The following is a 19,679-nucleotide window of genomic DNA, read 5'->3' on the forward strand; positions in this document are numbered from 1 at the left end:
TCGATTCGCTATTCATCCAGCACTTTTCCGATCAGCATCTGGCTTTCGTGATTTTCGTGCGATCCGTTTTGACCTAATTTTTGATTAAGATCTTTCAAAACCTTTTTCGAATCTTCCGTTCCGATGGCAGCAACACGCTGAATTGTATAGGGCAATATCTTTGGAAGTTTCGATTTTTCTGCCATTTGTAAAGCTCTCTTCATATCCAAAGCAGCCAATGGCTCCGCAGCATACCACACCATTAATGGCAAGTTATGGTCGGTTTTGTCTTCGTCTTTTTGCATTAATGCTTCTACAACATCCCACCGCTGTGCAGCATCCAGTCTAAGCATCCCGGACGCCAAATAAAGTCTTACCATTGCGGAATTGTCGTTCTGAGCCATTTCGGTAAGCTTTTTCAATATTTCCGGAGAAACCGATTTGTCCTCAGTCAGCAACTGGATCGACCAGCTTCTCAAATATTCACTTTCGTTGGACAACAAATCTATCAAGTCCTTATCTTCCAATCCTTTGGTTACATGCAGCGTCCATAACGCACGCAGCTTGCGCGTTACGTCCGGATTTTTGGCAAGAATCTCTTTCAATGCTTTATGGACTTTTTTGTTAGCCCCGCGTTCCTGCAATATTGTTCTCGCCTGCCGCACATACCAATCATTATCATTCAGCTGATAATTGACCAGTTCCATGTCTGAGGCTTTTGTCAAATCCACCTTAACCCACTTATCATTCTCATGCGTGATCTTGAAAATGCGGCCCATCGTTTTGTCATGCACATCCGGGTTTGGACTGTGACATTGATTTTTATCATACCAATCAATGGCCCAAACCGAACCACTCGCGTCATATTTGAAATTCAACCATTGCGACCACGAATCATTCATAGCCATGAAGTCTGGCCGGTGTGACGCAACATAACCCGATCCTTTCTTTTCAAAATGATCAATGTTCATTCTTGCACCGTTAATGTTATTCATAAAAATCTCATTGCGATATTCTTTCGGCCAACTATTTCCAAGATAAATCATCGCCCCCGCATGCGCGTGGCCACCGCCCGCCGCAGCCGAACGGAAGTTTCCCGCGTGCGGACCGCGATCTCCCAGCCAATGCACGTGATCACCTATTGTTTTAATGTCGTCATATGTGTAAGGATTGAAGTGCTGACCCGCCTGACGCTGGTAACGCGCGCCCTGGATCACATGAAACATGTGCGGGATCACGCAAACCGTGATGAAAGGATGCCCATAATCATTGAAATCGATGCCCCAGGGGTTGCTTGATCCTTCCGCAAAAACCTCAAATGTGTGGAGCGTGGGATGATAACGCCATACGCCGCCGTTGATTTTCGCCCTTTCAGACTCTGGCGTGCCAGGCTTTCCAACCAAGGAATGCGTAAAAACGCCGTGCGTTCCATACAGCCAGCCATCTGGCCCCCATCTGAAACTATTTAGGACTTCATGCGTATCGTGCAATCCCCAGCCATCAAGCAATATTTGTGCTGGGCCGGACGGCTTGTCCGTTTTTGGGTCCATTGGGATAAACAGCATATTAGGAGCCGAGCCCAGCCAAACACCACCCATTCCAACTTCAATCCCACTAATAAGATTGAGATTTTCGGCAAACACCTTTTTGCTGTCCAAAGTCCCGTCCCCATTCGTGTCTTCTAAAATGAGAATTCTGTCCCTGCCCTGCCCTTCCGGCGCGCGAACGGGATAAGTGTGGCCTTCAACAACCCATAATCTGCCTTTTGGATCAATCGTAAATGCGATAGGCTTCACAACCTCCGGCTCGGAAGCAGCCAGCGTCACTTTAAATCCTTTTGGAGGCGTCATTGCCGCCGCAGCTTTTTGTCCCGACAAACCTGCATTGAGAACGGGATCCAATGGTGGGAGAACGATGATATCCTTTTGTTTCAGCTCATTAGCAAACTCCGGCCGACTTGGATAAAACAGGAATTCGTCAAAATTAATATGCGCCCATTTGTCATTTGCAATGTATGGGATCTGAGAAATGCCTGTCTCATTATCGACAATTCTGATAAAGATATCTTTATTCAAATAGGGTTGTAAATCCACCACGGCAGGCTGCAATGTGGCCCTGCCCTGACCTGTAATGTGATAAATAACACTGTCCGTTCCTGCCAGAACCAGTTCAACCCGCGTATCCAGCAATGCTCCGCCCGAAACTTTGAATGCGGCAAAGGGCTGGGTGACTTTAAATGGAGCAGAGGTCAGCGTTCCAGTCAATTTATAATTGACATTTCCGCCGCTGCTAAGGAAATATTTTCCGTCAAAACCAATGTTCATCTCCTTTTCATGAACTGGCGATGGGTCGGCACTGAAAAGCGGGTTGGCAAATGCATCACCTGTGGCCGTCCAGTCCTTCAACGTTCCTGTTTCAAAATTCAGGTTCAAAGGTTGACCATCTTTCATCGGGAGCTGGCCTGCAACCGTTTTGGCATTCACTTCACCTTCCACAACTTCAAAAGCTCCCACCATTCCCGCTGCTCGGTGGCCAGGCACGGAACAAAAATAAGTGTCGCTTTGCTGTGCCACGAAATTGACGCTCGTGCTCGAACCCTTTTCAAGAATTACTTTACTCTTTATACCCAGTTTTTCGAGCGCAATGTCGTGGGTCATCAGCTCACCGTTTGTGATCTTAATCCGCACTTTATCGCCCTTATTGGCTTTCAATGTAGGGTTTCGGGTGCCGTCTTTGGCAAAAAAACCAAGCATCGTCGCTTCCAGTGCATATTCACGGTCGAACTTTGTCGTATCGGCGGCTGCAGTGGTCGATTTACCAGACACTGGTTTGGATTGTGCCAATAGCAGATTTTGCCTCGCAATCAGGCCAATTGTGAGCAGCAAACAGACGAATTTGCAAGATGTGGACATAAAGGTTCAGAAAATAGTGTTATGATTTTTCAATCTAAAATTAGGAAAAAATATGGAAATGGATTGTTTAGCAAAGATCAGAATCAAATGTTTTGATGCTCTTTTAACCTCCATTCAACTATTTTTTCGACTAAATCCATCGGAATCGGTTTGTTGAGCGGGAAGTGAACGGAGCCTTTTGTGCCCTTATAACCCGACAAATCTTCGCTAAGCCAGTCCGCCAATTTCGGCGAGACGGGATAAAAGGCAACATGCTTTTTCCAGGCAGCAAAATATATCAGATAAGTGCCGTTCAAATTGAATGTTGGCATATCGTAAGAAATCGTTTCCTCCGCATCAGGCGCCAGTCTTTTCACAGTTTTCCTTATTTCTTCCAAAATCTGCTGCACGTCAGCTGGAAACATTGCAATGTATTCATCAATGGTTTTAGGCTTGCCGGACATAGGATTAGAGTAATTTTCAAGAAATACAACAACGTTTTCAGGTTCTGGCGAAGTAATGACCTGACTTTACTTACTTTGAAAATAAAGTTTGAAACTGTTATGACAAATAAAAAACAACGCATCCTCCTTCTACTCATTTGTTCGCTTTGCATTGTCGGTTCAATTGCCTGGAAAGCTCGAAAAACGAGCATGATCAATCCTGCTGAGCTAAAACGGCCTAACATCATCGTTATCCTGGCAGACGACCTCGGCTACTCTGATCTAGGCGCTTATGGAGGGGAAATCCAGACGCCCAATCTTGATTTTCTTGCGCATAACGGCATTCGTTATCGACAGTTTTACAACGCGTCGCGCTGCTGTCCCACGCGTGCCAGCTTGTTGACAGGATTATACAGTCATCAGGCCGGCATTGGTAAGATGACTATGGCAGAAGGTCAGCCTGGCTATGAAGGTCGATTGAGCAAACATGCGGTGACTTTGGCGGAAGTTTTGAAATCGGCTGGTTACCAAACTGGCATGACCGGCAAGTGGCACGTTTCCAACACTTTTGCTCAAAAAGACCCAAAGGAGCATTTGGCCTGGCTCAACCATCAGAAAGAATTCGGAAACTTTTCACCCATTGATCAATATCCAACGAGTCGCGGATTTGATAAATTTTTCGGGACAATTTGGGGCGTGATCGATTTTTTTGATCCGTTCAGCCTGGTCAATGGCAGGGAACAAGTGGCGTCTGTTCCCAAAGATTATTATCACACGGACGCCATTAACGACACGACGGTTTCCTACATCAATCAGTTCTCCAACTCGGATAAACCATTTTTCCTTTACGTTGCGCATAACGCCCCGCATTGGCCATTAATGGCTAAGCCTGAGGACATTGCAAAATATGAAGAGACTTACAAAGTAGGCTGGGACGCAATCCGCGAAGCCAGATACAAGAGAATGATAAGAATCGGCCTTATCGATCCTGCCAAAACTAAATTACCGGAAAACCCGAAAAATTTCGAGCGGTGGGAAGATAACAAGACGAAAGAATTTGACGCCCGCGCCATGGCCGTCCATGCAGCCATGATCGATCGCATGGATCAAGGCATCGGACGCATTATCAGTGCTTTGAAACAAAACGGAACTCTCGATAATACATTGATTCTATTTTTAACCGACAACGGCGCCAGTCCTGAAGTTTGTGCGAATTACGGACCAGGATTTGATCGTCCTGATGAAACACGCGACGGCCGAAAAATCGTGTATGCAACCGACAAACAAGTGTTACCCGGTCCGCAGACGAGTTACGCATCCATCGGCCCGCATTGGGCAATGGTCTCGAACACGCCTTATCGATATTGGAAAGCTGAGTCGACAGAAGGCGGCACAAACTCACCAATGATTGCATTCTGGCCCAAAGGGATCAGTGCAAAAAAAGGAAGTTTCAGCGACCACACTGGTCACGTAATGGATTTGATGAGCACATTTTGCGAAGTTGCAGGTGCACATTATCCGCAACAATTCAACGGATACAAGATCACGCCGACAACCGGAAAAAGTCTGGTGACCTCATTTGGTAAAAGCCCATCTAAGGGCCACGATGAACTGTTCAACGAACATTTCGGAGCAAGGTCCGCGAGAAAAGGCAACTGGAAACTCGTTTCACTGGCCAAGGACACCACCTGGCAGTTGTATGATCTGGCAAACGATCATTCCGAGACAATAAACTTGGCAACGAAATATCCAGACAAAGTGAAGCAACTCTCAACATTATGGAGCCAGTGGGCCAAAAACCACCAAGTCTTCCCCAAGCCAGAAAAATAAAATTCCCATTCGTGCAAATCCGTGCATCCGTGGCAAAATAAAACGCAGAAAGCCCAGATTTCTCTGAGCTTTCTGCGGTCTGGCGGGGCCGGCCTCCCGGCGGGACTCGAACCGCGCGGCGTCCGCCCGAGAGCCTACGCGGCCCGCCCATGCGTGACACCTTGCGCAGGCCGGGCCACCGTAGCGTGGCATGTATTCTAGCCAACTGAACTATCGGAAAACGAAAAAAGCCCAGATTTCTCTGAGCTTTCTGCGGTCTGGACGGGACTCGAACCCGCGACCCCATGCGTGACAGGCATGTATTCTAACCAACTGAACTACCAAACCAAAAAATAAAGAACTTCAAACTAACTTATATACTGGCGGTCTGGACGGGACTCGAACCCGCGACCCCATGCGTGACAGGCATGTATTCTAACCAACTGAACTACCAAACCAGCTTAAATTTCACAGCACTTTTCTGTAAAACGTGGTGCAAAACTAGTATTATTATTTTCCATTGCAATACTTGGGACACCAATTTAGTTATTTTATTTGCAAAATAATAATGCCAAAATGATGAAGAATCTGAAAGTGAAACAGTTGTACCAATCATAAAAATGACATTTATAAAGGAAGTTATCAACGCATTGGAACAACTGGCTCCTCCATCATATCAGGAAAGCTACGATAATGCAGGACTTATTGTTGGCACAGGGCAAGAGGAAGTCACAGGAGTGCTTTTGACGCTGGACGTAACCGAAGATGTTGTCGCAGAGGCCATTAATAGAAATTGCAACCTCATTGTAGCGCATCACCCTATTGTCTTCAAAGGCCTCAAAAAGCTGAATGGAAAGAATTACGTTGAAAGAACGGTCTTGAAAGCGATTAAAAACGACATTGCCATTTATGCCACCCATACAAACCTGGATCACGTTACCAATGGCGTAAACTGGCACATCGCCCAAATCTTGGGATTACAGAACGTTCGCATTCTCGCACCGAAAAAGCAAGCCCTTTCCAAACTCACCTTCTTTTCGCCCATAGCAAACACCCAAGCCATCCTCGCAGCGCTCCATGAAGCGGGAGCAGGAAACATTGGCAATTATTCCAATTGCAGTTTCCGGACGGAAGGAACGGGCACATTTATGCCAAATGACGCCGCTAATCCCGTCATTGGCAAGAACGGTGCACAAGAGGAAGTCAAGGAACATAGAGCGGAACTGATTTTCCCGTCTTACCTCGAATCAGCGGTTATGACAGCATTGAGACGGGCTCATCCTTACGAAGAAGTTGCTTACTACATTAATTCTCTTGAAAATGAGAACCAGGAAGTCGGTGCTGGCGCATATGGTGAATTGCAGGAACCCTTGGAAACAGATGCGTTTCTGCATTTGTTAAAAGAAAAAATGAATCTGCAAGTGATCAAGCACACTGCGCCGCATTCCCAAACTGTTCAGCGGGTCGCGGTTTGCGGTGGAGCAGGCAGTTTTCTGTTAGCCAACGCGTTGCAGAGTAAGGCCGATGTATTTGTAACCGCCGATTACAAATATCACGAGTTTTTCGACGCTGAGGACCGCATTATGATCTGCGATATCGGGCATTATGAGAGTGAAGTCTTCACGAAAAATTTGCTGTATAACTATTTATCGGGAAAATTTAGTAATTTTGCACTCTGTTTGTCAGAAGTCAATACCAATCCGGTACGATATTTTGTTTAGAAAGTAATTTCCTCAACTAGTATCTAATTCCTGTTAAAATATACGACTGACTATCTTCACTTATTACGCATTGAAACAAGTCCATTAAAGACATACATGGAAAACACAATCGCACAAAAATTAGACGCTCTCCTGAAATTGCAGGAAATTGATTCAAGCCTTGACGAAATATTAAAAACGCGTGGTGATCTTCCTGAGGAAGTCCGGGATCTGGAAGATGAGATTATTGGCTTTGAAACACGTTTAAGCAAGTTTAAAAGTGAAATTGCGAACCTGAACACCGAGATTGACAATTTCAAAAATGCTCAGAAAGAAGGTGAAAAGCTGATTAAGAAATATAAAGATCAGCAAATGAATGTTCGCAATAACCGCGAATATGATGCGATCACCAAAGAAATAGAATTGCAAGAGCTTGATATGCAATTGGCTGACAAAAAAATCAATGAAGCCAAAGCGCGTATCCGGTTGATCGAAGACGATGCAAATCGCGCAGAGTCTGTTTTGAATGAAAGAAACGAAGATCTTAAAGCGAAAAAAGGCGAACTGAATGTAATCACGAGCGAAAGCGAGGCCGAAGAAAAAGGGCTGATTGCAGAAAGAGAAAAGCATATCAAGAAAATCGAGGATCGTCTGTTGAAATCTTATCAGAAAATTCGCGATAACTCAATGAATGGTCTAGCTGTTGTGCATGTTTCGCGTGGAGCTTGCGGTGGCTGTTTCAGCATCGTTCCGCCACAACGTCAGGCTGACATTCGCGAACGTAAAAAACTGATCGTTTGTGAACATTGCGGACGTATCCTTGCGGATGTGGAAAGCGTAGAACCGGTTCACCAACGCCGATAGAAATTACAATAATAATTGAAAGGTTGTCTTCACAAAGGCAACCTTTTTTTATGCTTTAATATTGAATATGACCATTAAAATGCAACTGCGACATAGTTTTACCGCGTTCAGGCTCGGGCCGCTGTTGCTGCTGATGACACTTGTTTATCCTGTAAAAAGTGATGATCTGCAATATGGAGTGACTTTTTCGCCAAAACTCCAAAAGGCATATTTTGAAATTCAGAAGCTTCGGTTACCAGCTGCCCGCTCCCTGCTCGATTCGGAAAGAAATGCGCAAAGCAACAATGCATTTTTGCCCTATCTCGACAATTATGCGGATCTGCATTATTTATTGATTTCGGAAGATAAGAAAGCTTACAAACTGCTTTCGCAGCAGGAAGATTCTCGGCTCGAGTTGGTCGGTAAATTGCCCGACAACTCACCTTACAAACGTTTTTTCCAGGCTGAAATCCGCTTACATTGGGCATTTGCCAAGCTAAAATTCGGCAACGAAATCAGCGGGTCTTGGGAAATCATCAAAGCTTACAAACTTTTGGAAGAAAATAAAAAGCTCTTTCCCGAGTTCGCTCCGACATTGAAATCGCTGGGACTTTTGCATGTGCTGATAGGCTCCATTCCCGAAAATTATGGCTGGGTTGCGCGCATGCTGGGTTTGAAAGGCAATATTCAAAACGGAATCAAAGAACTGCGTGTGGCGGCAAAAGAATCTTCACTTTTCAGGCAGGAAGCGGAATTGATCGATCTCTTGCTGCACGCTTATACATTGCAACTTTCGCCCCCTCAGCAGCAGCGGATCAGACAATGGCCGAAAGAGCAGCCGGATAATTTACTGCTGCATTTCTTCGCAACCACTGTTTTGATGAAGGAGGGAAAAAGTGAAGAAGCTGAATTTTACGTGAACAGCGCACCCTCAGGCCCATCTTACATAGCATTTCCTTTTCTTGAATATTTGAAAGGAGAAATCAATTTACAAAAAGGTCTTTATGACAAAGCAAGTGATCATTATCAGCGTTTCTTGAAAAGTTATACGGGTTTCAATTACATCAAAGACAGCAACTTGAAACTGTTCATGTGCCATTGGCTCGCCAACGACGATGAGCAGGCGCGTGTGTATATTGAAAAGGTGAAAATAAACGGCAGCACGATCATTGAAGCCGATCAGTTTGCCGAGCGGATCGCGACTGAATTCGCATCCGGAAAAATTGGCCCTCAGCAGAAAATGCTCTACAAAGCCCGTTACGCAACGGACGGAGGTTACTTGAAAACGGCATTGGAGCTTACGGAAACAGTAACCGAAAAATCATTTATATCAACCGAAGAAAAAGCCGAATTCAATTATCGCAAAGGACGCATTTTGCAAAAATCTGGGTCGAGTGAGCGCTCCATTCCATATTATAATCGTGCGCTAACATTGGCAAAAACGGAGGCAGCTGGCTTTGGAGCCGCGTCTGCGCTGCAATTAGGCTACATTTTGCTCGAAAAGGATGACAAAGCCGGTGCGATCCCCTATTTCAAAAAAGCAATGTCGTTCAAAAAGCACGAGTACAAAAACAGCATTGACAACAAAGCCCGCGCCGCTCTGACCACATTGGGTCAATAAAAGTCAACGTTACTTTTTTCGATATTTACGTCAAAGGATTTTAACCTATAAAATCCATTATGACAAAAGTTGCTTACAAAAACCCAAGAAGGATTCTGGCCTGGTCAGAAGAAGACCGGCCACGTGAAAAATTCATATTAAAAGGCCGCACGGCATTGTCAGACGCGGAGCTGATTGCGATTTTAATCGGCTCCGGGACAACAGAAATGTCCGCAGTCGATCTTGCGAAAATCATTATGAAAACCGTCGGCAACAACATTAATAAGCTGGCTCGGGTGAGCGTCAATGATCTTAAAAAGCATCCGGGAATTGGGGAAGCGAAGGCAATTACAATCCTCGCCGCGCTGGAACTCGGAAGACGACGTGATGATCTGGTCGAAAAGCAGAAACGGAAAATCATCGATTCCAAGTCCGTCTATGAAGAAATGAAGCAATATCTGCTGGATAAGCCCAATGAAGAATTTTGGATATTGCTGCTAAATCGCGCAAATGATGTCATGCACACGCTCCAAATCAGCATAGGAGGCATTTCGGGCACTGTTGTGGACATTAAGGTGATTTTTAAGCTTGCCATTGAAAATCTGGCGAGTTCCGTGATCCTGGTTCATAACCATCCTTCCGGGCAGTTGATGCCGAGCATAGCGGATGCGCAGCTCACGCGCCAAATAAAAGAGGCAGGCCAATTGCTTGACATGCCCGTTTTGGATCACATGATTTTTGCCGACAATGGTTATTACAGCTTTAAAGACGAAGGTCAGATGTAATTAAAAAACCTTTTCTCTATCAATAATGCCTTCAAGCTGGGCGTATGGGATCGTAAATTGAATTGCGCCTCTCGCGTAGGGAGCAATTTCGTATGGGTTATAGTAAAATAAAATTCCTTTCGGCGTGAAAACCCAGCTGACGGGAATGGCGAACTGATTGTTGAGTAAGAAATACCCTTCTTCTTCCAGGTTAATTTCGGGAGCAATTTTCTCAGTTTGCCTAAAATATTTTTCTACCAGATTGGTCAAGGCAACGGAATCAGAAACAAAGCTCTTCAATTGCAGTTCGCCGCCCGTTTTCAAATCGAAGGCGTGATAAGAACGAAAGCTGTTGGGGTGCGCACCGCCCGTGAATGCGTAATGATCCAATTGATAAAACAGCGTTTTGGGCGTGGAAAAAACCGTGTCACCTTTCAGCTCGACTGCCCAGCAACCCGGCGCTTCCGGGAAATCCTTTTTGAAGCCATTGTAATTTTTCTCGAAGACTTCATACGCATCCTTAATGCTTCGGCTTGCTCCCGGATTGGCCGCAATGCTAGCCGAATCTCCGTATGAATTGATCCTTTGAATGGATTTTGTGGTCAGAATGTCCCTGATCGCCGTGCCTACTTTTCCAGAATCGGCTGGTTCCCACAGATTGAGTCGGATCGAGATCCCCTGATTCTTTGTGCTGTCGCAACCCCCGAATTCACTTTTTCGGGGCGCTCCGCTCAGCATATTTTTTGTGGATTCGCCACTTTGCTCGCCGGAGCGGTTGCAACCGGCAATGAATAGGATGACAAAAAGGGATAGGCAAATTGCAGTTAAGCGCATATGACGTTGAGATCGAGTGAAAAAGATGGCTTACAAACTCATAAGCTCCTTGAACCTAATGGCCTGGCGACGTGAAATTTCGATTTTGTCGCCTCCTTGCAAGGTTACCAGCAATCCGCCGCTAAACCAGGGTTCAATTTTTTCGATCCAATGCAAATTAATAATATGCTTGCGATTTGCGCGGAAATAAGTGTTCGGCTCCAAGCGCTCTTCTAAATTATTAAGCGATTTCAAAACCAATGGTTTCTGGTCGTCAAAATGCAGACGAACGTAATTGCCCATCGACTCGAAAAGCCTGATTTTGCCTAATTTGACAAACCAGCATTTCTCGCCGTCTTTAACAAAAACCTGATCATTTTCGCCAAGCACTTTTTCAGCACGCTCGTGCGCGTGAGCAGGCGTTTCTGGCTGTGCCTGATTCTCTTCAATACGGTGAATTGTATCTTTAAGTCTTTCTGAATCAATTGGTTTTAGCAAATAATCCAATGCATTGAATTCAAAAGCCTTGATCGCATATTCGTCATAAGCCGTTGTAAAAATGACTTCCGGGCTTTTTCCCTCAATTGATGAAAGTAATTCAAAACCATTTTTGCCAGGCATTTGAATGTCCAGAAAAAGCAGCTCCGGCTGCAATTCCTCAATCATAACCAGCGCTTCCTCAGCATTGGCGGCCTCGCCTACAATGTCGATTTTGGTGTAAGGCTCCAACAATCTTTTCAATTCATTTCTTGCAAGGCGTTCGTCGTCGACAATCAGAGTCCTCATAGCTAAATAGTTAGGAATAAATAAGTTTAAAATTGATAAAACTTGTCAGGCTACTTTTCCCGTCTCCTCTCCTACCATCATCACGCCTTCCGATAACATTGGAATTCTTACTTCTGAACAAACGACATCAGGCTTTTCCTGAAAAATGCGGAAAGTGGCGGCTTTTCCATATAAAATTGAAAGCCGCTCAGCAGTATTTTTTAACCCTACACCACCCGAATCTGTGTCGCCAAGATTACCCGAGTTCAGAATGGTGATGATCAGTAATTCGTTGTTAATTTCTGATTTTACATTGATAAAGCCGCCTCCCATTTCCTTGGAAACGCCATGCTTAATGCCGTTTTCAACCAATGTTTGCAGCATCATCGGCGGAACTTGCCAGTAAATGGCTTGTGTATCGGTTGTTATGGAATAGCGCAAGCGGTCTTCGTAACGCACTTTTTCGAGTTCGAGATAATCCTCAACCGTTCTGAGCTCTTCCTGCAAATCAACCGTTTTCCGTCTGTCGGCCAGCAATGAATTTCTCAAAATATTGGACAATTGCGTTATGCTGAGCTGTGCTTTTTTGGGATCTTCAAACACAAGCGCGCGAATGCTGTTCAGTGCATTGAATGTGAAATGCGGATTAAGCTGTGAACGCAAAACCTTCGCCTCAGCCTCCCGCATCGACATTTTAAGCATAATCTTTTCATAACCGGCCAACCTGGTTTGTTCTATATAATGGTAAACCGTGTAAGACAAGATCCACGCAAGCAGATTTTTACACCAATTGGCATAATAACCCCAAAAAACCAATGGCTGATTCAACAGATTTTGCTCTAAAACCTTACGGTCCATCGGCTGATTGACAAGCGTCATGATCAAGCCCAATAATAAAACGGACCCGATAACGCGCAATGCAAGCCTTGGAAGCGGTAATGATGACCAGTTCCACTTTTGGATAACCAGTCTGTAAACGTGGGTGAGGCAGATGCCTAAAAGGATATTGGCGAGTGCTGTGTAAAATACGCCGGCTTCAAAACCGAATTCAAGGGCATATGGAACATACTCGAACATGATAAGTAAGGTCCAGCCCAGTATTTGTAGCGTCCAATAAGTACGTTTTTTGGACATGAATATCGCTGTTGTGCTGTTTGTACTCTGGCAAATGTATCGATGCGCGTTACAGTTGGACGTACAAATACACCAAAGGAGACGAATCTACACAAGCGGTTTTTACAAAGTTTGGGGTATTTCCAGTGATAACAAATGTGTAATGTCGTTGGAAACCTCCAATTCGAATTTCTCTGCTTCGTAAGAGTAATTGATTTTATACAAACATAAATTGCTATGCTCGTAATCATCCATCTTTACCAGCGGCTGATCAAAAAGCGTTGTCAGCAAAACCCGCATGGCGCGGCCGTGCATGGCAATCAGAATGTTTCTTTCGTGTGGTCGTGAGAGAATCGTCTCAATGACAGGGATTTGGCGCGCGCGAACATCCACCGGACTTTCGCCTTCTTCTGCTGCAAGATCGACCTGCCCATTCTTCCAGGCTGTCACAAGCTCGCGGTAATAATTGTTGTCCCCCGTGTTTGGCTCGCGTCCTTCGCGGTTTCCCCAGGATATTTCATTGAGTCCCGCATAGCTTTCGTGCGGTATCCCTAATTTGATGAACCCACGAACAGTTTGCTGTGTTCGTTTTAAATCAGAGGTGTAAATTTTATCAAAAGGAACATGTTGGTAAGCATTGAAAAAAGCAGCCGCCTGGGCTTCTCCCCATTCGTTAAGCGAGGAATCAACACCACTTCCCTGAACAACCCCTCTGCGATTAAAATCTGTTTCACCGTGGCGAATGAGATAGATAGACTTTCTTTTCAAGATAATAGGATAATTTAAATATTAATTTTGCAAATACTTTGTTTTTAACCTTTACAGCCGACACAAATTTATATAATTTTTAGATATGTTTACTAGAACAATCACGCTTGATGCGCTTCATTCTTTTAGTCAAAACACGATTTCGCACCACTTGGGAATTGAGTTTACCGAGATTGGAACGGATTATATAACTGCAAGAATGCCAGTAGACAAGCGGACACATCAGCCCTTTGGCATCTTGCATGGAGGTGCTTCCGCAGTGCTGGCAGAAACATTGGGCAGCATTGCCTCATTCCTGTGCATTCCCGATCCGGAAAAGCAACATGCCGTTGGACTTGAAATCAATGCCAACCATATTCGTTCTGTGAAGGAAGGTTTCGTTTATGGCACGGTGAGACCGATTCACTTGGGGAGGACCACACACATTTGGGATATACAAATCAAGAATGAGGCAGATAAACTCGTGTGCATCAGCAGGCTCACCGTCGCTATTGTGAATGCGGACCGCTGACCTTAATTTGCAAAATATTATAGTTGATAATTCTTTTCGTTTCAATATAAATGCTTTCAATTCAAACCGATTCCAAAGTTTCCATATTTGAGGGATTGCAAATAGAAGCGCTCTGGAAAGCGTCCAGGCAACTCGGATTTCCCTCGGCATTATGGAGGTTACCACATAAAAGTGAAATTCAACTGCTGATTTCCATTCAGGATGGGGTTAAAAAATGCCAGCCTGATCTAGAAAAATTATCTCCTGGGTTCGTAATGAGCAATTTTCACTGGGCGGTTGACGAGGAAGTCCTTTTCCTGGAAGGCGACATTATTATTACTTTTTCAGAAGACAATCAGATCAAAAGCGTTGACAACAAGCTTGGCGAGGAGCATCCGGATGTTGCCCGCATTGTGCATTTGGCCAATGCTGAAAAAGAACTTCCACAAGCCGACAGCCATGTAAGTCCGCTCCTCGTGCCTGAAATGCCAGATATGGACGCGCGGTTGCGTTTCCAGCGGACTGTGGAACTGGCAGTCTCGGCAATCCGTCAGAACCAGTTTAAAAAGGTTGTTTTATCCCGAACCAAGGATCTGTCGTATTCTGAGAATTTTCAGCCTGCAAAAGCTTTTTGCAAATTGGCAAAAGTATATCCGCATGCATTTGTTTCACTGGTGAATCTGCCCGAATGCAATGAAATGTGGCTTGGCGCAAGTCCTGAGGCACTTGTGCGCCAGGATTCAGCAGGTGTTTTCAGGACGATGTCACTCGCCGGAACGCAAAATGCACGCAATGCAGCCGGTGAACTCATTCCAAAATTCGACATTCGGTGGGGTGAAAAGGAAATTGAAGAACAAGCATTGGTAAGCCGCTATATTGTTGAATGTTTCAAAAAAATCCGGCTGCGCGAATACACCGAGACTGGCCCAAAGACTGTGTTAGCAGGCAACTTGTATCACTTGCGAACTGATTTTGAAATAGATACAATTGCGTTGAACTTCCCCGAGCTGGCGTCCATTATGCTGAAATTATTGCACCCGACCTCAGCAGTTTGCGGTGTTCCGAAAACTCCAAGCCTTAAATTTTTATCAGAAATAGAAGGATACGACCGCTCATTTTACAGCGGCTTTTTGGGACCGGCACAGGTTAGCGGCGACACCAATTTATTCGTAAATCTGCGCACGGTAAGATTTAAGGAGGGAACCGCCACGTTTTTTGCAGGAGCGGGAATCACCGAAGACTCCATTCCGGAAAGAGAATGGGAAGAAACCGAAATGAAATGTGACACATTATTAAAAGTAATCGCGCAAGAATTCTAAAAAATATATTTTCTGGTTTTAAACTTTTATAGTAGAAAAAAGTCCAATAGGTTTTACTTTAATATATAATTTTGGGAAACTGCCTAAAATTAATATTAATCAGATCTTAGGACCCCTAAACCTTTTACGACCAGGAATTATAAATTTTATGAAGTCAAACACAAATTCGGTATTTTTCAAATTACCGAACCTGAATAAAAACCTCTCCATTCTCCTTCTCTCGGGCACGCTCCTCACGACTTTTTCATGTAAAGAAAAAAAAGACACCTTCCAGCAAAAAGGTGGCGGCGGTCCAACCATTGTCGATGTGATCATTGCCAAGTCAGAAAAAGTAAGTGATAAAGTCGAAGTCAACGGAACCATTGTTGCCAATGAATTTGCCGAATTAAGGCCGGAAGTGAGCGGATTGCTCACTTATTTGAATGTTCCGGAAGGACAAACTGTCACCAAAGGCACGGTCATAGCCCGCATCAACAACGCTGATTTGCAGGCGCAGTTGAACAGATCAAAAGTGCAGCTCGACCTCGCCGTCACCACAGAAAACAGGTTGAAGCAATTGGTTGCTGTCAACGGCATCAACCAGGCCGATTACGATGTGGCTGTAAACTCGGTCAGCACATTAAAGGCGGATATGGCTTACACACAAGCATTGATTGACAAAACGGTTGTTCGCGCTCCTTTCACCGGGGTGATTGGATTGCGAAAAGTGAGCGAAGGCTCCTATATTTCTCCAAGCAATGTCATTGCGACGATGCAGCAACTCTCCAACCTCCGCATTGATTTTACAATTCCCGAGAGTTACCAGCGATTTATTTCCAAAGGATCGAATGTAGAAGTGCTGCTTGATCAGAATGGTGGCAAGCGCGCGAGTGCCCGCATTATCGCCATTGAGCCGCAGGTTAATCAGGCAACCCGAAACATTACAGTTCGTGCCGTTCTGAATTCGGGAGCGACCAGCCCGGGATCATTTGCCAAAGTATATTTAAATTCAAGTTCAAATAAAAGCAGTATCCTCATCCCCACAAACTCCATCATTCCGGAAGCCCAGGGCAAAAAAGCGGTTACCGTGAAAGGTGGCAAAGCGGTGTTCGTGAGCATTGAAACCGGGGACAGACGCGAGGATGTGGTGGAAGTGACAAGTGGTCTGAATGTGGGCGATACTGTGGTCGTTTCGGGTGTCTTATTTGCCCGTCCTGATGCTCCTGTGAAAGTGAGAAGCGTAAAAAGCGTGAAAGTTGCAATGTAAGTTGGAGTTTAGACTGACTATTCCTTTGAAACCTGTTTTATGAATATTTCCGAATTATCCCTGAAACGGCCTGTTTTGGCTGTGGTTATGAACCTGCTCATCATTCTTTTTGGTGTTGTAGGCTATAACTTTCTATCGCTGCGTGATTATCCCGCCATTGACCCGCCCGTGGTGAATGTTCGCACGAGTTACACCGGCGCGAATGCCGATATCATTGAAAGCCAGATCACTGAGCCGCTTGAAAAAAGCATCAATGGCATTCCCGGCATTAAAAGTATCAGTTCTTCCAGCCAGATCGGTTCCAGTAACATCACTGTTGAGTTCAACCTGGAAGCAGATTTAGAAGGCGCGGCGAATGATGTTCGTGACAAGGTTAGCCAGGCGCAGCGCAACCTTCCGCAGGATGTGGATGCGCCGCCCGTTGTCAGCAAGGCCGATGCAAACAGTGATTTCATCCTTTTATTGGCTGTTCAAAGCCCTTCCAAAGGTCTTTTGGAACTAAGTGAATATGCAGAAAATGTGTTGCAGCAAAGCTTGCAAACCATTGATGGCGTGAGTGCAATCAACATTTTCGGGCAGAAAAGATATGCAATGCGCATTTGGCTGGATTCAGACAAAATGAGCGCTTATGGCATTTCCTTCAATGATATTTCAAATACGCTGAGTGCTGAAAACGTCGAGCTTCCCGCAGGTAAAATTTACGGAGACAACACGGAGCTGACCATCAGAACAATGGGTCGGCTTACGAGTGAAAAAGAATTCAGCGACCTCGTTATCAGAAATGATTCTGCCGGCATCGTCCGCCTTGCTAATGTTGCAAAAGTGGAGCTCGGTCCTGAAAACGAAGAACAAAGCTGGAAATACAATGGAATGTATGCCGTTGGCTTGGCCGTTATTCCGCAGCCCGGCGCCAATTATGTCGAAATTTCTGACGAATTCAACAAGCGTCTGGCCGAGATTCAAAAATCCAATAAATCAGACATCACATTCAATGTGCTTCTCGATAACACGTTGCTTGTCCGCAGGTCGATTTTGGAAGTGGAAGAAACCCTGCTGATTGCATTTGCACTGGTTGTAATTGTGATTCTCTTCTTTTTCAGAAGCTTCGTCGTGGCAATCCGGCCGCTCATCGACATTCCGATTTCCCTGGTGGCGACCTTTTTCATCATGTATATGTTTGGGTTTTCCATCAATATCCTAACCCTGCTCGGCATTGTGCTGGCAACCGGACTTGTCGTCGATGATGGGATCGTCGTCACGGAAAACATATTTCGAAAGCTGGAAAGCGGCCTACCCATTCGACAGGCGGCATTGGAAGGAAGCCGGGAAATCTTTTTTGCCGTAATTTCTACTTCGCTGACGCTGGCCGTTGTGTTTCTTCCCGTAATTTTCCTGGAAGGTTTTGTTGGAAGTTTGTTCAGGGAGTTCGGGATTGTGGTTGCTTCGGCCGTTTTGATCTCAGCATTCGTTTCGCTTACGATCACACCGGTGCTTAACGTGTTTCTAAACCGGAAAAAGGTGGGACACGGCTGGTTTTATGACAAAACAGAGCCATTCTTTACCGGCATGGAAGATGGCTATAACAGGTCATTGCGTGGCTTTATGAAAATTCGCTGGGCTGCCTGGGTGCTCGTTGCGGCATGCGGCGTGCTCATTTGGTTCACCTATTCGAATCTGCAAAGTGAGCTTGCTCCAATGGAAGACCGGAACAGCATTCGTTTTAACCTTTCTGCGCCTGAGGGCACGAGTTTTAACCAAATGCAGCAGATTTCGGATCAGTTATCCAATTTCTTAAATGATTCGATTCCGGAAAAGGCATTTACGTTTTCAGCGACGCCCGGCTTTGGTGGTGGTGGCGTAAACAGCGGCACGGCGCGTATCGGACTTGTTCCGGCCGATGAACGGAAGAAAAGCCAGAATGATCTTGCGCAAGAAATCAACAAGAAGTTGGCTCGCTTTAATGATGCCAGGATCTTCGCGACACAAGAACAAACGATCTCCGTTGGTCAGGGTTCAAGAGGTGGCTTGCCGGTTCAGTTTGTTCTGCAAAATCTTGATTTCGGTAAGATTTTCGATGTTTTACCAAAATTCCTTGAAGAAGCGCGCCAAGATCCAACCTTCCAGAATATTGATGTAAACCTGAAATTCAATAAGCCTGAGATCCGCCTAACCATTGATCGGTTGAAGGCCAGAGATCTGGGGTTATCGACAACGGATATTGCCGGTGCGATTCAATCTGCTTTTAGCGGGAGAAGGCTTGCCTACTTCATCATGAACGGGCAGCAATATCAGGTGATCGGGCAAGTTGAGCGCACAGAACGGAACAAGCCTGCGGACATTTCTAAACTTTATGTTCGGAACAATCAGGGTGAAAACATTCCGCTTACTGCGGTTGTCCAAATGAAAGAAGAGAGCGGCCCGCCGACGATTTATCACTATAATCGTTATAAAAGCGCAACCGTCTCTGCTTCGCTTGTGGAAGGCAAAACCATTGGTGACGGCGTTGCAGCCATGCGCAGGATTGCCGCCAAATTACTGGACGAATCATTCCAGACCTCATTGGTGGGCTCGTCACGTGACTTCGAAGAAAGCTCATCCAACACAAGTTTCGCATTTGGCTTGGCCTTGTTGCTTGTTTATCTGGTGCTTGCAGGTCAGTTTGAAAGCTTTACAGATCCATTCATAATCATGATCACCGTGCCGCTTGCATTGGCTGGTGCGCTTTTGAGTCTTTATCTTTTTGATTTGACGATCAATATTTTCTCTCAAATCGGAATGATCATGCTCATTGGACTTGTAACCAAGAACGGGATTTTGATCGTGGAATTTGCAAACCAAAAACGCGAGCAGGGAATGGGACGAATGGCGGCGGCAGTGGAATCAGCAACACAGCGTTTGAGACCGATTTTAATGACGAGCCTTGCAACTGCATTCGGCGCATTGCCTATCGCGCTCAGCCTGGGAGCCGCTGCGACGAGCCGCGTTCCGCTTGGCGTTGTGATCGTGGGCGGTCTGATGTTCTCGCTTGTGCTCACCTTGTTCGTTATCCCGGCGGTTTACACATTCATTTCGCCTAGAAAACCGAAGTTGACAGAGGAACAAAAAATGAAAGAAGAACTTGCTGTTTAAGCGAAAA

General features: G+C 45.3%; 15 protein-coding genes and 2 tRNA genes. 9 read left to right on the top strand and 8 right to left on the bottom strand.

All coding sequences use genetic code 11. The annotated features are described in order from the left end of the window. Nucleotides 1-8: 8 nt before the first annotated feature. On the bottom strand, nt 9-2,891 hold the full coding sequence (locus LZG73_RS15670) for a PVC-type heme-binding CxxCH protein (RefSeq protein WP_233851684.1): 2,883 nt from the start codon (nt 2,889-2,891) through the stop codon (nt 9-11). An 83-nt stretch (nt 2,892-2,974) separates the two neighbouring features. Further along, nucleotides 2,975-3,334, bottom strand: coding sequence for an iron chaperone (locus LZG73_RS15675; RefSeq protein WP_233851686.1), 360 nt, complete (start codon nt 3,332-3,334; stop codon nt 2,975-2,977). Nucleotides 3,335-3,433: 99 nt separating this feature from the next. Here LZG73_RS15675 and LZG73_RS15680 point away from each other — a divergent pair, with 99 nt between their 5' ends. Beyond that, nucleotides 3,434-5,143 carry an arylsulfatase gene (locus tag LZG73_RS15680; protein WP_233851688.1) on the top strand — a complete coding sequence of 570 codons (1,710 nt, stop codon included), beginning with the start codon at nt 3,434-3,436 and terminating at the stop codon, nt 5,141-5,143. A 253-nt stretch (nt 5,144-5,396) separates the two neighbouring features. On the opposite strand, the gene LZG73_RS15685 is transcribed toward LZG73_RS15680, so the two are convergent. Together LZG73_RS15685 and LZG73_RS15690 are read right to left on the bottom strand one after the other, a co-directional pair. Then, nucleotides 5,397-5,470 (bottom strand) — tRNA-Asp (locus tag LZG73_RS15685). A gap of 33 nt (nt 5,471-5,503) precedes the next feature. Beyond that, a tRNA-Asp gene (locus LZG73_RS15690) sits at nt 5,504-5,580 on the bottom strand. Nucleotides 5,581-5,742: 162 nt separating this feature from the next. Between LZG73_RS15690 and LZG73_RS15695 the strand changes: the two genes are divergently transcribed. The 4 genes from LZG73_RS15695 to radC all read left to right on the top strand — a co-directional run bounded on the left by LZG73_RS15695 (nt 5,743) and on the right by radC (nt 10,050). Beyond that, nucleotides 5,743-6,843: a Nif3-like dinuclear metal center hexameric protein gene (locus LZG73_RS15695; RefSeq protein WP_233851697.1), complete on the top strand. Its 1,101-nt coding sequence runs from the start codon at nt 5,743-5,745 to the stop codon at nt 6,841-6,843. Between the two features lie 96 nt (nt 6,844-6,939). Further along, nucleotides 6,940-7,686: a zinc ribbon domain-containing protein gene (locus LZG73_RS15700; protein ID WP_233851712.1), complete on the top strand. Its 747-nt coding sequence runs from the start codon at nt 6,940-6,942 to the stop codon at nt 7,684-7,686. A 67-nt stretch (nt 7,687-7,753) separates the two neighbouring features. After that, complete coding sequence (locus LZG73_RS15705; protein ID WP_233851716.1) at nt 7,754-9,286, top strand: hypothetical protein; 1,533 nt, start codon at nt 7,754-7,756, stop codon at nt 9,284-9,286. A 59-nt stretch (nt 9,287-9,345) separates the two neighbouring features. Next, nucleotides 9,346-10,050 (top strand): RadC family protein, encoded by a 705-nt coding sequence (radC, locus tag LZG73_RS15710; protein WP_233851718.1) that lies wholly within the window; start codon nt 9,346-9,348, stop codon nt 10,048-10,050. Here radC and LZG73_RS15715 read toward each other — a convergent pair whose 3' ends face one another. The 4 genes from LZG73_RS15715 to LZG73_RS15730 form a co-directional block, all read right to left on the bottom strand. Beyond that, a complete protein-coding gene (locus tag LZG73_RS15715) occupies nt 10,051-10,863 on the bottom strand; it encodes a DUF3298 and DUF4163 domain-containing protein (protein ID WP_233851720.1) in 813 nt (270 codons plus the stop codon). Between the two features lie 30 nt (nt 10,864-10,893). Next, nucleotides 10,894-11,628 carry a LytTR family DNA-binding domain-containing protein gene (locus LZG73_RS15720; RefSeq protein WP_233851722.1) on the bottom strand — a complete coding sequence of 245 codons (735 nt, stop codon included), beginning with the start codon at nt 11,626-11,628 and terminating at the stop codon, nt 10,894-10,896. A 45-nt stretch (nt 11,629-11,673) separates the two neighbouring features. Continuing rightward, entirely contained in the window at nt 11,674-12,741 is a 1,068-nt protein-coding gene (locus tag LZG73_RS15725) for a sensor histidine kinase (RefSeq protein ID WP_233851724.1), read from the bottom strand. 102 nt (nt 12,742-12,843) lie between these two features. Further along, on the bottom strand, nt 12,844-13,488 hold the full coding sequence (locus LZG73_RS15730) for a histidine phosphatase family protein (protein WP_233851726.1): 645 nt from the start codon (nt 13,486-13,488) through the stop codon (nt 12,844-12,846). Between the two features lie 85 nt (nt 13,489-13,573). On the opposite strand from LZG73_RS15730, the gene LZG73_RS15735 reads away from it, so the two are divergent. From LZG73_RS15735 to LZG73_RS15750, 4 genes are all read left to right on the top strand, one after another. After that, a complete protein-coding gene (locus LZG73_RS15735; RefSeq protein WP_233851736.1) occupies nt 13,574-13,999 on the top strand; it encodes a hotdog fold thioesterase in 426 nt (141 codons plus the stop codon). A 50-nt stretch (nt 14,000-14,049) separates the two neighbouring features. Beyond that, nucleotides 14,050-15,297, top strand: a complete 1,248-nt coding sequence (locus LZG73_RS15740) for a chorismate-binding protein (RefSeq protein WP_233851739.1) — start codon at nt 14,050-14,052, stop codon at nt 15,295-15,297. Between the two features lie 148 nt (nt 15,298-15,445). Next, nucleotides 15,446-16,543 carry an efflux RND transporter periplasmic adaptor subunit gene (locus tag LZG73_RS15745; protein ID WP_233851742.1) on the top strand — a complete coding sequence of 366 codons (1,098 nt, stop codon included), beginning with the start codon at nt 15,446-15,448 and terminating at the stop codon, nt 16,541-16,543. A 39-nt stretch (nt 16,544-16,582) separates the two neighbouring features. Then, complete coding sequence (locus LZG73_RS15750; RefSeq protein WP_233851747.1) at nt 16,583-19,672, top strand: efflux RND transporter permease subunit; 3,090 nt, start codon at nt 16,583-16,585, stop codon at nt 19,670-19,672. The last annotated feature ends 7 nt before the right edge of the window (nt 19,673-19,679 follow it).

The sequence above is a fragment of the Dyadobacter sp. CY326 genome (assembly GCF_021390515.1).
GTDB lineage: Bacteria > Bacteroidota > Bacteroidia > Cytophagales > Spirosomataceae > Dyadobacter.

Coding starts and splice junctions, on each gene's coding strand:
- LZG73_RS15670 (WP_233851684.1), bottom strand. CDS start 2,891: ATGTCCACATCTTGCAAATTCGTCTGTTTGCTGCTCACAATTGGCCTG.
- LZG73_RS15675 (WP_233851686.1), bottom strand. CDS start 3,334: ATGTCCGGCAAGCCTAAAACCATTGATGAATACATTGCAATGTTTCCA.
- LZG73_RS15680 (WP_233851688.1), top strand. CDS start 3,434: ATGACAAATAAAAAACAACGCATCCTCCTTCTACTCATTTGTTCGCTT.
- LZG73_RS15695 (WP_233851697.1), top strand. CDS start 5,743: ATGACATTTATAAAGGAAGTTATCAACGCATTGGAACAACTGGCTCCT.
- LZG73_RS15700 (WP_233851712.1), top strand. CDS start 6,940: ATGGAAAACACAATCGCACAAAAATTAGACGCTCTCCTGAAATTGCAG.
- LZG73_RS15705 (WP_233851716.1), top strand. CDS start 7,754: ATGACCATTAAAATGCAACTGCGACATAGTTTTACCGCGTTCAGGCTC.
- radC (WP_233851718.1), top strand. CDS start 9,346: ATGACAAAAGTTGCTTACAAAAACCCAAGAAGGATTCTGGCCTGGTCA.
- LZG73_RS15715 (WP_233851720.1), bottom strand. CDS start 10,863: ATGCGCTTAACTGCAATTTGCCTATCCCTTTTTGTCATCCTATTCATT.
- LZG73_RS15720 (WP_233851722.1), bottom strand. CDS start 11,628: ATGAGGACTCTGATTGTCGACGACGAACGCCTTGCAAGAAATGAATTG.
- LZG73_RS15725 (WP_233851724.1), bottom strand. CDS start 12,741: ATGTCCAAAAAACGTACTTATTGGACGCTACAAATACTGGGCTGGACC.
- LZG73_RS15735 (WP_233851736.1), top strand. CDS start 13,574: ATGTTTACTAGAACAATCACGCTTGATGCGCTTCATTCTTTTAGTCAA.
- LZG73_RS15740 (WP_233851739.1), top strand. CDS start 14,050: ATGCTTTCAATTCAAACCGATTCCAAAGTTTCCATATTTGAGGGATTG.
- LZG73_RS15745 (WP_233851742.1), top strand. CDS start 15,446: ATGAAGTCAAACACAAATTCGGTATTTTTCAAATTACCGAACCTGAAT.
- LZG73_RS15750 (WP_233851747.1), top strand. CDS start 16,583: ATGAATATTTCCGAATTATCCCTGAAACGGCCTGTTTTGGCTGTGGTT.